Here is a 14147-nt window from a genome sequence, read left to right on the forward strand (position 1 = left end):
CGGCCGGCGGCCTTTCACTCGGAGAAGGGGACCGACCCCGGACGGTGAGCAGGGAGGCCGCGAGTGCCTGGACACGTGGGACGGAGTACGGCGGTCGCCGTGCTGATGGCGCTGGTCGCCGTCGGCGCAGGCGGATGCTCGGACGACGGCGGCGGCTCGGCGAAGGACGCCGCCTCGGCGGCCGCCTCCGCGGGCTCCCGGGCGGCGGAGTCCCTGGCGTCGGCCACCGCCGAGGCCAAGCGCAAGGTGGACTCGGTCAAGGGCGGCATCGACGCAAAGGACGACGTGAAGCTCGGTGCCACCGGGACGGACGACAGCGGGCACAGCACCGTCACCGTGACGGCCCACAACACCGCGGACACGAAGAAGTCCTTCGTCGTCGTGGTCGACTTCCGGGACGGCGGCGGGAACGTGCTGGACGTCGTCGTGGTGACGGTCCCCGACGTGGCGGCCGGAAAGTCCGGCACGGCGACGGCGCGCAGCAACCGCGAGCTGTCCGGAAGGGTGAAGGCCGAGGTCGGCACCGCCGTGCGCTACTGACACCCCCCTGCGTGCTCACCGACGCGCCCGCCGTCCTCCTGGTGCAGGTCCAGACTCGTCGTCAGGTGGATCTGCGCCGTCACCCAGTGCGGGACGGCGGCGGGGGCACCCTGGTCATGCAGGGTGCGGGTGAGGTCCTCCAGGAGGCGAGCCGCCGCGTCCAGTCCGGTGCGGCGCAGGCGGGCCGCGCTGTCGGTGAGGGCGGTGCGGGTCACGGGGGTCAGGTGGCGCAGGCCCTGGTGGGCCGTGTCCGCGAGAGTCGTGAGCGCCGCCTCCAGGGCCGCGGTGATCGGGTCTGCCTGCGGGCGCGCGGCCGTTCCGAGGGCGGTGTCGCCCGTGCCGGGAGCCAGGTCGGGGACGGTCACGCCGCCGGCGGTCAGGACGGCGAGCGGGTCCAGCACGGTACGGCCGCGGGCCCGGCCCAGCATGCCGCTGACGGCGCGGAGCCCCGGGTCGGCCAGGGCGGCGGCGAGCGCGTCGAGGCCGCCGGGGCAGATCGGGTTGTACTCGGCGTGGAGGTGCACGCCGTTCCCCGCCGGGTCGCGGAGCACCGCTTCGAGGCGCTGCGCGGCGGGGTCGTAGCCGATCCCGTCGACGGAGTCCACCATGATCACCCGTACGGTGTCCGCCTCGACCCTCGGGCGGATCAGCCGTGGCGGACGCTCGCCCGCCGCCCGCAGGTGTGCCGCGGTGTCCCGCAGCAGCAGGCTCTCGGGCAGCTCCGTCCAGGCCGAACCGACCGGCGTGACGCTCGTCGCCGCGATCCGGCCGCGGGAGAGGGTGACGGTGCGGTCCGCGGCGCGCGTGGTGTGCTCGCTGACGACGTTCGCCGTGGCCAGCGTGTGCAGCGGGGAGCCGAGCAGACGCCGTGTGGACAGGCCGTGGCCGGTCGGGGCCTGGTCCTCCGTCAGCTCCCAGCGCTTGCGCAGGACCAGGGCGATACCGGCGTCGGCGTGCGCGAAGTACATCTCGGCCGTACGGTCCCGGGCGGTGCCGCCGATCCGGCAGCCGAGGGCCACCAGCCGCACCCGCCGCAGCGGGGTCACCGGTGGCTCCGCGGTGCCCAGCACGCCGACCGGGTCGTGGCCGGCGGCGCGCTGCCGGGCGTGGAGTTCGGCGAGGAGGAGGGCCAGGCGCTCGGGGGTGTAGCGGGTCGCGCGGGCCGTGTACGCGTCGAGTTGTTCCCGCAGCTCGGCCACCGCGCCCGCGGGCCAGTGCTGGGAGGTGTCGGCCAGGGCCCGCCCGGCGCGGCGGAGCGAGCCGGCGAACACCGGGCCCGCTTGCCGCACGCCGTCCAGCAGGAGTTCGTCGGCGAGCGCCACGGCCGCGCGCAGTGCCTCGGCGGCGGCGGGGGTCCGCACCGTCGTACGGCCGCCGACGGACACCTCGGCCGCCCGCTCGGCGTCCGCGGCGCGAAAGGCCCACACCGCCAGGGTGATGACCTCGCCGCGCAGGGCGGCTGCCGCGTCGGTGAGGGCGTAGCCCAGCTCGTGCGGGACGGGGAAACGAACGGTGCAGGTGGGCAGTTCCACGCGGGGCGCCGGGTCCTCGACGGTGGCGCGGTGCACGCGGGCCGTGTAGCCGCGGGCGTGGGTGCGGTGGGCGGCGGTCAGGGCGGTGCGGCCCAGCGCGGCGGCCAGCGCGTCGTCGTCGAACTCACCGGGCGACCAGTCCACCAGGGGCTCGGCGGCGGCCGGTGCCTCGTCTTCCAGCGCGCCGCGCTGGTAGGCCAGCACCAGCCCGATCCGGTGCCGGCAGATCGCCGCCGCGGCGCAGGAGCAGTCGGCCGCGTCCAGGCCGCGGCCCGGGGGCAGCGCGGTCTCGGTGCCGTCCGGGAAGGTGCCGTGTACGGTGCCGTCGTCGCCGATGGTCACCCTCGGGCCGGCACCGGCCGCCAGGTCCTTGTCGGCGCGCTTGACCAGGCCCCGGTTGGCGAGCGAGGCGAGCGTGTCCGGCGTCAGCGCCAGCAGGTCGGAGCGGGTCATCGGGCCTGCCCTCCGCGACCGATGTGCTCCGCGACGAACTCCGCGAGCCGGCCCGGCGTCATGGCGCCCACCGGGGCGCCCACCGCGGCCAGCCGTCCGGCCAGCTCACGGTCGTAGACGGGGTCGGCGGCCTCGTCCAGGGCGGCCAGGCACAGCACGGTCGTGCCCTGCTCGACCAGCTGCCGCACGGTGCGGACCAGGCGGAACGGGTCGCCGCCCTCGTAGAAGTCGGAGATGAGGGCGACGATCGTCCGCCGCGGGTTCTCCACGAGCGAGGCGCCGTAGTCGACGGCGCGGGCGATGTCGGTGCCGCCGCCGAGCTGGACCCGCATCAGCAGCTCCACGGGATCCGTCACATCGGAGGTCAGGTCCACCACCGCGGTGTCGAAGGCGACCAAATGGGTCTTCAGGCCTGGCAGGCTCCACAGGCAGGCGGCCGTGACCGCCGAGTGGATCACCGAGCCGGCCATGGAGCCCGACTGGTCCACCAGCAGCACCAGTTGCCACTGCTCCAGATGGCGGTGGGTGCGGGAGTGGAAGTGCGGCCGCTGGATGAGGATGCGGCGTTCCTCGGGCTGGTAGTGGGCGAGGTTGGCGCGGATGGTGGTGCGGAAGTCGAAGTCGCGGGCGAGCGGCAGCCGGCTGGGGCGGCGGGAGCGGGAGCCGGTGAACGCCCGGCGCACCTCCGGCTGGAGCCGTTCCATCAGCTGGCGCACCACCGTTTCCACGATCCGTCTGGCCGCCGCCAGCACCTGGGGGTTCATCAGGTGCTTGGTGCGCAGGACGGCCCGCAGCAGGGTCTGGCTGGGCTCGACGCGGGCGAGGACGTCCGGTTCGGTGACGATCTCGTGGATCTCGTACTGCTCCACCGCGTCGTGCTCCAGCCGCTCCACGGTCTCCTTCGGGAACAACCGGTGGATGTCGTCCAGCCAGTCCACCGCGGTGAGCTGAGACGGTCCGCTGCCGCCCTCGCGGGCGTCGGCCGCCCCGCGGCGCACCCCGCGGCGGCGCAGATCCTCGTCGCGGCCGTACAGCCAGTCCAGCGCGGCGTCCCTGGCTGCGGACTCGCCGTGCAGCGGACCGGTGCAGCTCTCGGCGGCGGCACCGAGGATGAGCCGCCAGCGCTCCAGACCGGGGTCGGGGACGGGCGGGGTGCTGGGCGGGACCGGTGAGGTGCTGGGCAGTGCCGGAGTCGGCTTGGGGGCCGGTGAGGGGCTGGGCGGCGCCGGAGTCCGGGCGGGGGCCGGTGGGGTGCCGGGCGGTGCTGGGAGCGGGGTAAGGACCGGCGGAGTGCCGGGCAGGGCCGGAGTCGGGTTGGGGACCTGTGAAGCGTTGGGCGGCACTGGAGTCCGTGCCGGGACCGGCGGGGTGCCGGGCAGGGCCGGGGTCGGGTCGGTGGGTACGGGGTTCATCGGCTCGCCTCCGGGCCAGCGGCGGGCACGGCCGGGTTCACGGGTGCCGCCGCCGGTGTCATGGGTGCCGCCCCCGCCGTCACGGGCTCCACCCCCGCCGTCACGGGCTCCACCCCCGCCGTCACGGGCTCCACCCCCGCCGTCACGGGCTCCACCCCCGCCGTCACGGGCTCCACCGCCGGTGTCGCGGGCTCCGCCGCCGGTGTTGCGGGTGCCGTTCTGAGGCCGTGGTGGTCGAGCAGGCGGGTCACGTTCTCCTCCAGGGCTCTGGCGCGGGCCAGCAGCAGGGGGTCGGCGGGGGTGCGCAGCAGGGAGCGGGCCGAGCCGCGCAGCCCGCGGCGCTCCAGCAGGCGCTCGGCGATGCGCTGCCGTTCGCGGGGCGGGAAAAAGGCGAAGGCCTGGCGGAGCGCGGGCAGTCCGATGAGGAAGTCGGCCTCGGGCAGCGCCGACACGATGCCGTCCACGATGTCGATCAGGGGGTGCCCTTCGGCCGTGGTGCCGTGCGCGACCTCCTCGCGGGCCACCGCGAACAGGCCGGTCAGCCAGTCGCCGAGGGTGTCCACCGCGGCAGCGGCGAGCGCCTGCGCCATGGGCCCGGGATCATCCGGGACGCCCAGCGCCCAGCGCAGCCCGAAGGCGGCGCCGCGCAGTCCGGCCGGGGCGCGCGGGTCGCGGCTGATGCGGGCGGCGGCTTCGGCGGCGGCCTCAGGGGTGACCGGCAGCAGGCCGGGCGCATGCCGTAGCGCGTCCCGCGCGGCGACCAGGGCGCGCAGCGCGGCCAGGTCCACCGAGGGGCCGCCGTGCACCCCTTCCGCCAGCCAGAACACCCGGTCCACGGCGCTTCCCACCACCGTGCCCAGCAGCTCCTCCCGGGCCGTACCGAACACCCGGTCGTGCCGCCACAGGCCCAGCGCCGCCGACAGGATCTCGCCGAGCGGGCCCAGGTCGCCGAGCCGCCCCACCTGGGCCGCGAGCGCGGTCAGCAGGTCGGCGCAGAGCGGGCCGATCCCGCACAGCACGGTGTCGAACAGCAGGCCGGCCAGCGCCCCGGCGTCCGGGCCCGCCGCGCGCATGCGCTCGCCGAGCAGCGCCGCGGCCGCCTCGTCCAGGCGGGCCCCGTAGGCGCCGGCCTCGATCAGCGCGGCCTCCCGGCCGGCTGCCGCCGGGCGGGGCTCCCACACCTCGGTGAAGACCGGATCGGCCCCGTCGGCCGGGCCCGAGACCCGGGTGAAGCCCGGGATGCCCAGGACGCGCAGCCGGTGCAGGGCACGGCTGCGGGCCAGGTCCCCCTCCTTCGTCAGGTGGAGGGTGACCGGCGTGTCGGCGTCGGTCAGTCCCAGGTGGGCGAGGTGGGCGGCCACGTCGTGCACCAGCGGGGGCAGGGGCGTGTCCGGGTGCAGCCGGCCCACGGCCTCGCCGGTGCAGGCGGCGACCATCTCCACCACCACGGGGTGGGTGCCCGCGCCGAGGGCACCCCGCGTCGTCCACGGCAGCGGCCGGTCCAGGTCATCGCTGATCAGTGCGCCGGCCAGGCCGTCGAGGACGTCCACCCGAGTCTCGTACGGGTGGCCGCGCAGCCGGGCCAGGCCCTGGGACAGCGAGCGGGCGGCGATCAGGCCGGCCGTGGACAGCGGGATCCCGCGGGCCCTCAGCCGCTCGGTGACCGCACGCAGCAGGCCCTGCCCGGCGGCCTCTGGTCCCGTCTCCCAGAGGTGCTGGTAGTAGCCGGGCGAGGGCATGCCGGACTGGTAGCCGGCGAAGGCGTCCAACTGCCGGAAGGAGTACGGCACGAGGAAGCTGCCGCCGAGCGCGCCGTGCGGCGGCTCGGGCACCGCGGGCCAGTCGGCCGGGGCCGCGGCGGCTCCGTGCCGTGCGGACAGGGCCCGCAGGGCCGGCTGGTGGAAGCCGCCGGTGACCACCAGCACCGGGCGGTCGCCGGCGCGGGCCAGCGCGGCCCGCACCCAGGAGGCCATGTACTCCTCGCGCGCCTGGTCCGCGGCGTCCGCCTGGGCGTCGCCCCGCACCAGCTCGAAGTAGGCGTCGAGCCGGGCGCGCAGCTCCTCCGGGTCGGCGCCCGGCTCCGCGACCTCGAACAGCCCGTCCCACAGGGCGTCCACGGAGTCGACGGAGAAGTGCTCGCACAGCCTGCGCGTGGCCTCCTCGTACCGTGCCTCCGCGTCCGCGTAGCGGTTGGCGTACCGGTCGGTGTGACCGGCCACGGCCGGGTGCCAGGCGGGCAGGTCGACGAACCGCACCTCGGCACCGGACGCGCGGCCCTCCCGCAGCGCGATCCACTCCGGGGAGTAGTCGCACAGCGGCGTCCAGGACGTGGCGACCCGCTGGTCGTCGCGGTAGTGGCTGAACACGGCGACGGGCAGCGTGTGTCCGAGCAGCAGTTCGTCCAGCCGGTCGTTCATGTCCGCCGGGCCCTCCACCAGTACGAAGGCCGGCCGCACCGTCCGGATCGCGTGGGCGACCAGACGCGCGCAGGCGGGCGAGTGGTGGCGCACGCCGAGGAAGACGGGGGAGGTTGTCGGTGCCGGGTTCGCCTCGGCTCCCGGGTGCTTCGTCGCTGCGGTGGGCATCAGTCCGCCAGGAGGTGACGGGCCTCGTGGAGGGCCTGCCACTGCGGTCCGGGCCGGCGCGGTGCCTCCTGTTCCAGGAAGCGGCGCAGCCGGGCGAGGTCCTCGGGGCTGTCCTTCGCGGCCGTACCCGCCAGACAGGCCACCACGTCGTCGGCGCCGCCGGGCTCGCCGCGCAGGAACCAGGCCCGCACCCCGACCGCGTGGGCCACGGACACGGCCTCCGCGGTGCTCATCACCGTCGACATCCGCTCGCCCCTCGCCGCGCCGCCCCGCAGTTCACGGAAGGTACCGACCAGCACCTCCAGCACGTCCCGGCGCGGCGGCGGCTGCACTCCGGACTGCCGCAGCAGCGCCGCGGCCTCGGCCTCCACCAGGCCCAGTTCGGTCTCGAAGTCGGCGATGGGCAGCACAGTCTCGAAGTTGAAGCGCCGTTTGAGGGCGGCGCTCATCTCGTTGACACCGCGGTCGCGGGTGTTGGCGGTGGCGATGACGTTGAAGCCCTGCCGGGCGAAGACCAGGCCGTTGGGCCCGTCGAGTTCGGGGATGGTGATGACCCGGTCGGAGAGCAGGGAGAGCAGGCAGTCCTGCACCTCCAGCGGGCAGCGGGTGATCTCCTCGAACCGTACGATCCGCCCCTCGGCCATGCCGCGCAGCATCGGCGCGGGCACCAGAGAGCGCGCGGAGGGGCCCTCGGAGACCAGCAGGGCGTAGTTCCAGGAGTACTTGATCTGGTCCTCGGTGGTGGCCGCGCCGCCCTGCACGGTGAGCGCGCTGCTGCCGCTGACGGCCGCCGCGATCAGCTCCGACAGCAGCGACTTGGCGGTGCCGGGCTCGCCCACGAGCATCAGGCCGCGGTTGGTGGCCAGCGTCACCAGGGCGCGCTCGACCAGGGAGACGTTGCCGACGAACTTGCGGCTGATGCCGGCCTGTTCGTCGCCGACGATGAAACGGCGGGCCGCCCGCAGGCTGAGCTGCCAGCCCGGGGGGCGCGGGTCGTCGTCCGCGGCGCGCAGGGCGGCCAGTTCGCCGGCGTGGCGGACCTCGGCGGGCGGCCGCTGGAGCAGCGCCTCTCCCGCCTCTCCGGTTTCTCCCGTCTCTCCGGTCTCTCCGGTCTCTTCGAGTTCGACGGTGGTGGTCACTTGGCGGTCACCTCGGTGAGGTCGGCGAGGATCTCGGAGGCGATGACCGGGTCGAGGTCGCCGAACCGCAGCGGGTACGCGCGGCGGGGCCAGTAGTCGCCCGGTGTGGAGTCGAGCCAGACGTTCTCGAAGGTCTGGTCGGGGAACACGTCGAGCGCGCCCACGGCGATGCCCTCGTTCAGTCCGATGACCACGTAGCGGTCGTCGTCTATACGCCGGTGGAACCAGCGTTCCACGCCCGCGTCCTGCGGTTCGCCGCGCTCCCAGCCCCGCTTGGTGAGGCCGAGCAGCTTGCCGACCGGCACCGTCGCGCCCTCGAACCGGGTCAGCCGGTGCCCGGCGGCCTCCTCCTCGGTCAGCGCGTGCACGGCCCGGCCCAGCTGCGGGAAGGGCTGGAGGATCTCGTAGTCGGCGAACAGCTCCGACCACGCGTCCAGGTCGTCCGCCAGGTGCAGCGGGTGCGCCACGCGGACCGACGCCTCCTCGGGCAGCGTCAGCTCGTCGTCGTGGACGTCGGCGAAGGTGCGGTCCTCGGCCACCCGGAAGGCCGTCGCGGTATCGCCGGTGCCGCTGATCCAGACCAGGCGGCGGACCAGGTGCCACACCAGCGGGTGGGCGACGAACAGCTCCTGGAACTCCGCGCCGGTCCAGGTGCGCTGGTTCACCATCGCGGCCTCCAGACGCCGCACCTGGTCGCTCGCGACGGTGCGGACGTCCTTCTTCAGCGCGGCGAACCGCTTGCGCTCGGCCGGGGCCAGCTCCGGGTCGTCCTTGACGCCGGGCGCGGGCAGCGCCTTGCGCTGCTTGCCGTCGGCGTCCCGGACGTAGGGGCGCAGCTGCTCGTCGAAGCCCACGGTGAACTGCCGGGGGCCGTAGTCGATGACGGTGCTGCCGTCCGCGTCGAGGCCCAAGTCGGGCACGAGCCGGTCCCCGAGCTGCTCGCCGGTCAGGCCCAGGCCCTCGGCGACCTCGGCGATCTTCTCCTGGGCGCGCAGCTTGAGCGCCTTGAACGGGACGCGCTGGGCGATGCCGTGCAGATGCATCAGCGCGACGTCGGTGCCGATCGTCGCGAGCACGGTCAGCCCCTCCACGGCACGCTGGTGGCCGCCCTCACCGGGCCAGGCCCGCACGACGGGGGTGAGCCGGCGCACGGTGTCGTCGTCGCCGAGCCAGCCGAGCGCGTGCAGCGCCCAGTTCTCCTTGGGCGGCATGCCGGCCAGCCGCCACTGCTCGAACAGGCCCCAGGCGAAACCGGCTAGGGAGTCGGCGGTGCAGTGCGCCCTCAGCACCTCCACGCCCGGGTAGACCTCGCCGGGCTTGGACAGCGCCAGCACCATCAGGGCGTTGCGGACGGCGTCTGCGGGCAGGGCGCCGCCCTCGGTGAGCAGGATCTGCGGCAGCAGCGCCGGGTCCGCCCAGGCGCCGACCGCCGGCAGGCGCGCGGGCAGGGCGCTGACCAGCGGGTCGACGGCCAGCGTCTCCTCCACGATGGCCGCCGCCTCCGCCCCGCACCCGGCGACGGCCGCGGTGACCGCCGCGCCTGAGTGGGCGGCCGCCAGCAGCCGCAGCGCCTTCTCCGCACCGCGCCGGACCGTGCCGGCCGGCCCCACCGCGTGCGGGACGAGGAAGGGCACCGCGTCCAGTCCGTGCCGGGCCAGCCAGGCGCGGGCGGTGGCGTCGGCGGACTTCAGCCGGTCCAGCCAGTCGCACACCAGCGCGGCGACCTCGACGTCCTGGTACGGCAGCACCAGCATCCCCAGGGTGCTCGGATGCCGGGCGGCGGCCCGCCGCATCAGCGGCAGGGCCGCCAGCGCGTGCTTGGCGGCGACCGGCTTCAGCACCGTCTCGCCGTCCCAGTAGTCGTCGGGGGCGCAGTCGGCGAGCAGCGGCCGGACGACGTCCTCGGGGCCGTGGACGAACAGGCGCACGTGGTGGAAGCTCGCGAGCTGCCCGGTCTGCTTCAGGTACTCGATCTCTTTGGACCAGTCGTAGTCGACGCGCCACCTGCCGTACCAGGTGTCGGCCTTGCCCCAGGCCTCCTGCTCGCCCGGCTGCCACACCACCCGCGGCTCCGGGGCCACGGGGGCCTCGGCGGCCACACGCGCCTTGCGGACCGTGCGCTTGCCTGCCCACGGCGGGCTGACCAGCAGCGCGGGCAGCGCCTCGGCGGGAGCCTCGGCGACCCGGTCGGTGCGGGTGAGGTGAGGCGTCACGAGGGCGGCGACCTCGGCGGGCAGATCGGGCAGCACGGCCGCGGCGGGGCCGGTGTGCGCGAGGACGTGCGAGACGAGCAGCTGCCCGGCCATGGACGCGTTCTTGCCGGAGCCGGTCGCCTCCGCGCCGAGCAGGCGCAGGGCGCGCACCGGGTACCGGCGCATCGCGTCCAGCAGGTGCGGGCGGACGTGCTTGTCCGCGATGCGGTCCAGGAGCAGCTGGAACGCCTCGTCCGTCGGCAGCTCGCCCAGGGCGTTCGCGAAGCTCTTGGTCTGCTCGGAGTTGTAGGCCCGGTCGAGGGCCTCGTCGAGGAGCGGGGCGAAGGCCGTGCCGGTGCCCTCGGCGAGGGTGGCGACGAGCGCCGTCGTCCAGCCGTTCCAGCCCAGGCCCGCCCGGCGGCCGAAGTGCTTCAGCTGTTCCGGGGAGTTCAGCGAGCACAGCAGCATCGCGCGCAGCAGCTCGTCGGCCTGCGGGACGTCGACGCAGCACTCGTCGACCCACTCCTGCTCGGTCGGGAGCAGGTAGGACACGACGATGCGGCGGCGTACGCCGGTCCGGCAGCCGGCCAGCGCGGCGACCGTCTCCCGGTAGGTGTCCTCGTCGGCCACGGACAGCAGGGCGCGTACGCGGTCGGCGAACTTCGACCGCGCCCAGTGGGCGCCTGTGGTCGCGCCGCTGCGGAAGCCGAGCCAGGGGTCTTCGCGGCGGGTGCCGCTCTGGTGGTAGTGCGGCTCGACGTCGAAGTACTCCACCACCGCCTGCGCGGCGAACGCCAGGCCGTGCGCGCGGACCCAGGCGTCGACGTAGATGCCGTCCGGGTACTGCCAGTGGAAGGTCAGCGACGCGATCACCGCGGCGCCCAGCGGGTTGTGACGACCGCCCAGGTGGTCCCGGGTGGCCTGGACGATCCGCGGATGGCTCTTCGGGGCGCTGAGCATCGCCTCGATCCAGTCTGCCTCCTCGTGCAGCCGGAACGCCGTCCGCTGCTCGGCCTCGGGGTGCGGCCCGGCCACGCCGCGCTCGATCCCGCCCCGCCGCGGATACACCAGCCGCCGCCAGGCGGCCGGCATCCGGAACGTCTCCTCGTCGGGCAGCTCGACCGGCGCCTCCTCCGCCTCCGCCGGCTGTCCGGCGGCCGCGAGAGCCTCCCCCTCGGCCTCCTCCTGCGCCGACCCCACCCCGACCGACTCCGTGCGCCGCACAACCCCTCCTGCACCGATCCCGGGCGGGATCGCTAGCTTGATCAGATGTCCGTCACGGTATCCGGCCCCACTGACAACGCCCCCTTCGCCGGCCGCCGACAGGCCTGTTCAGCGGCTGCTGCCTGCGTGCTCGGCCGGTGCCGCTGCCGGTGTACGGGAGGCGGTGCGGTGGTTTCTGCCGCGCCTGGTGAGGCCCCAGGGCTTGAGGACGGAGATCGCCGTCATGAAGAGGTAGGCGCACAGGGAGACGATCGGGCCCGGGAGGAGGTCGCCGGGGCCGGGCGGTGGTCCGCCCGCCGCCGTGTCCGCGAGCGCGGAGTTCAGCCCCGGGCGCAGGGCGAACGCCGTGGCGGCGGTGGCGGCGAGGGTCAGCCAGAACTTCGTGGCGACCCACCGGTGGCGGGCCAGTCCCCAGGGCGTGCCCACGGACAGCAGGACTCCGCTGAGGAAGGTGAGGAACGCGAGGGGGAGCAGCAGCCAGTCCGCGAAGAGCTTCATCGCTCGGACGGATGCCTCGGCCGTCACCGCCGATCCGGTCGTGGTGGCGGTGACGGCGAGAGCGAGCAGCCCGAGCGTGAGCCCGAGCCAGCTCGCGGAGGCGGCCACATGGACGACGAGGAAAGCCCGGCGCGCGGGTCGGCTCAGCTTCATGTACGACACGGTGCCGGAGCAGGCCTGTGTTGCCGTCTGGCCGCTGGAGTAACCCGGCATACTCGGCGCGGAGTACGCCGCTGACCGCTCAGGGAGCCCAGGGAGCCCCGACGGACCAGGTGGTGTCCTCGGTGAAGAGGTTTGGATCGTCCCAGCTGTGTGTCCCTCCGGACCGGGCCAGCCAGAGTTCGGCGTTGATGTGCCGCAGGTACTGGCCGGGGAAGCCGGCCGCGGACAGTCTGATGCCGCCGTCGCCCTGGACGGGACACCAGGTGGCGTCGGCCTGGTACAGGGCGGAGTCGTCGCCCGCCTCGCGGCGGACCCGGAAGTCGCGGTGCCGCAGGTATTCACCGGGGTAGTTGCGCGACTCGAAGGAGTAGCAGAGCTTGTTCGCGAGTCCCGGCCGCACCTTCCAGGTGGCGTCCTGCTTCAGCAGGTCACTGCTTGCGGGGTCGACCACCGCGGTGTAGCCGAGCCCGTCGTGGTGACGGATGTAGCGATCGGTGTGGCCGGGCGTGGTGACGCGGAGCGAGACGTACTCCTCCAGGGGTAGTCGCACCGGCGGGCCGATGCCGCGGGAGGCGGCGATGAGCGCCTGGTTGGCCGCGCGGACGCGGGCCTCGTCCACCTTGACCACCCGGCGGTCGTAGGTCATCAGGCCGTTGGTCTCGTTCTCGACGTCGGTGTTCTGCGTGTAGACGGAGGCGGACAGGCCGCCGGCGGGCATGGCGTTCTCGCGGATGCCGTCGAGCAGCCCGACGAGGCGGTCGTCCAGGGCGGACAGGCTCGGCTGGTCCTCGTAGCTGAATCCGCCGCCCGGGTACCACTCGTGGCCGGTGATCCGGTAGCCGAGTCCGCCGTACTCCCCCAGCACCGAGGCGCGCGCCGGCTCCGTCGGAGTGTTGCCCGGTCCGACGTAGTTGTGGTTGTCGATCACGTCGCCGTTGCCGCCGTCCCGGGCGCCGCAGCAGTTGACGCCGCTCATGTTGTCCACGAGGCGCGAGGGGTCGTAGGCCTTGACCATGTCCGCGACGCGTGCCTGGTCGTACTGGCCCCAGCCCTCGTTCTGGTCGACCCACTGGATGAGCGCGGGCGAGCTGCGGTGCTGGTCGATGAGGGCGCGGTACTCGCTCTCCCACTGGGTGCGGGCCGCGTTGTCCGGGGTCTTGCCGCTGTCCATGGACGGCATGTCCTGCCACACCAGCAGCCCGAGCCGGTCCGCCCAGTAGAACCAGCGCTGCGGTTCCACCTTGATGTGTTTGCGGACCATGTTGAAGCCTAGATCCTTGTGTTTCTGCACGTCGAACCTGAGTGCCGCGTCGGTGGGCGCGGTGTGGATGCCGTCCGGCCAGTAGCCCTGGTCCAGGGTGCCGGTCTGGAAGACGAACCGTCCGTTCAGGACCGGCCGGCGGACGCCGTTCACGTCCTTGACGGCGATCGAGCGCATACCGGCGTAGCTGCCGACCCTGTCGCCGCCGGGGCTGCCGGTCAGCTGGGCCGTGACGTCGTACAGGAAGGGGTCGTCCGGCGACCACAGGTGGGCGTCGGGCACCCGGACGGAGAGTTCGGTGCCGACCGTGCCGGTGGCGCTCGCGACCGTCGTACCACCGCTGGAGACGGTGACCCTGACGGCGGCGCCGGCGGTTCCGCTGCCGCGCACGGTCACGCGCAGGGTGCCGTCCTCCAGGTGCGGGACCATGTCGAGCCGGGTGATGTGTGCCGTCGGCGTCGGCTCCAGCCAGACGGTCTGCCAGATGCCCGACGAGGCGGTGTAGACGATGCTGTGGCCGGCGTGCGGGGTGACGTCCTGGACGCGCTGCTTGCCGATGGCCTGGCCGCCGGCCTCCGTCGGGTCGTACACCGAGACGAGGACGGTGTTGGTGCCGCGGTTCAGCAGGGGCGTGATGTCGTACGTGAAGGCGTCGTAGCCGCCGCGGTGCACGGCGCCCGCCTGCCGGCCGTTGATCCAGACGGTCGTCTCCCAGTCGGAGGCACCGAAGTTGAGCTGGACCCGCCGGCCGTCCCAGCCGGCGGGCACGGTGAAGGTGCGCTTGTACCAGAGCCGGTCGTTGCCGGTGATCTTGCGCTGGATGCCGGAGAGCGCGGACTCGGGCACGAACGGTACGCGGATCCGCTCGCCGAACGTCGTCGGCCGCGGGGCGTCGCGGGAGGTGACGGCGAAGTCCCAGATGCCGTTGAGGCCGGCCCAGTCGGACCGGGTGAGCTGCGGGCGGGGGTACTCCGGCAGGGGGTGGTCCACGGGCACCTGATCGGTCCAGGGAGTGGACATCGGCGCCGGTTCGGATGTCCAGGGCACGGCGGCTCGTGAGGGGGACGCCCCCGCGGCGAGGAGGGTGGTGACGGTCAGCGTCGTCACCACGAGGGCGGCCAGGAGGTGCCGCAGGTGCCGTAAGGCCTG

8 protein-coding genes are annotated in these 14147 nt (G+C 74.3%); 1 reads left to right on the plus strand and 7 read right to left on the minus strand.

Going from position 1 to position 14147, the window contains the following annotated elements; translation table 11 throughout:
- Positions 1–63 precede the first annotated feature (63 nt).
- Positions 64–540, plus strand: a complete 477-nt coding sequence (locus ACZ4U1_RS02465) for a hypothetical protein (RefSeq protein ID WP_467898646.1) — start codon at positions 64–66, stop codon at positions 538–540.
- On the opposite strand, the gene ACZ4U1_RS02470 is transcribed toward ACZ4U1_RS02465, so the two are convergent.
- The 7 genes from ACZ4U1_RS02470 to ACZ4U1_RS02500 form a co-directional block, all read right to left on the minus strand.
- Positions 534–2525, minus strand: coding sequence for a hypothetical protein (locus tag ACZ4U1_RS02470; protein WP_467898648.1), 1992 nt, complete (start codon positions 2523–2525; stop codon positions 534–536). The genes ACZ4U1_RS02465 and ACZ4U1_RS02470 overlap by 7 nt on opposite strands.
- A complete protein-coding gene (locus ACZ4U1_RS02475) occupies positions 2522–3937 on the minus strand; it encodes a VWA domain-containing protein (RefSeq protein ID WP_467898651.1) in 1416 nt (471 codons plus the stop codon). The genes ACZ4U1_RS02470 and ACZ4U1_RS02475 overlap by 4 nt, the downstream gene beginning before the upstream one ends.
- A complete protein-coding gene (locus ACZ4U1_RS02480; protein WP_467898654.1) occupies positions 3934–6522 on the minus strand; it encodes a DUF5682 family protein in 2589 nt (862 codons plus the stop codon). Before ACZ4U1_RS02480 ends, ACZ4U1_RS02475 begins: the two co-directional genes overlap by 4 nt.
- The gene (locus tag ACZ4U1_RS02485) at positions 6522–7661 is read right to left on the minus strand and encodes an ATP-binding protein (RefSeq protein WP_467898657.1); all 1140 of its coding nucleotides are present in this window, start codon (positions 7659–7661) and stop codon (positions 6522–6524) included. The genes ACZ4U1_RS02480 and ACZ4U1_RS02485 overlap by 1 nt, the downstream gene beginning before the upstream one ends.
- Complete coding sequence (locus ACZ4U1_RS02490; protein WP_467898660.1) at positions 7658–11077, minus strand: DUF4132 domain-containing protein; 3420 nt, start codon at positions 11075–11077, stop codon at positions 7658–7660. Before ACZ4U1_RS02490 ends, ACZ4U1_RS02485 begins: the two co-directional genes overlap by 4 nt.
- 108 nt (positions 11078–11185) lie before the next feature.
- Positions 11186–11728 carry a DUF2269 domain-containing protein gene (locus ACZ4U1_RS02495; protein WP_467898663.1) on the minus strand — a complete coding sequence of 181 codons (543 nt, stop codon included), beginning with the start codon at positions 11726–11728 and terminating at the stop codon, positions 11186–11188.
- Between the two features lie 88 nt (positions 11729–11816).
- The gene (locus tag ACZ4U1_RS02500) at positions 11817–14132 is read right to left on the minus strand and encodes an AbfB domain-containing protein (RefSeq protein WP_467900037.1); all 2316 of its coding nucleotides are present in this window, start codon (positions 14130–14132) and stop codon (positions 11817–11819) included.
- Between the last annotated feature and the right edge of the window lie 15 nt (positions 14133–14147).

The organism is Streptomyces sp. NPDC028928, assembly GCF_055564915.1.

Bases quoted from the DNA above. Each gene is read 5' to 3' on its own strand.
- ACZ4U1_RS02495 (WP_467898663.1), bottom strand. From the start codon at position 11,728: ATGAAGCTGAGCCGACCCGCGCGCCGGGCTTTCCTCGTCGTCCATGTG.
- ACZ4U1_RS02480 (WP_467898654.1), bottom strand. From the start codon at position 6,522: ATGCCCACCGCAGCGACGAAGCACCCGGGAGCCGAGGCGAACCCGGCA.
- ACZ4U1_RS02470 (WP_467898648.1), bottom strand. From the start codon at position 2,525: ATGACCCGCTCCGACCTGCTGGCGCTGACGCCGGACACGCTCGCCTCG.
- ACZ4U1_RS02475 (WP_467898651.1), bottom strand. From the start codon at position 3,937: ATGAACCCCGTACCCACCGACCCGACCCCGGCCCTGCCCGGCACCCCG.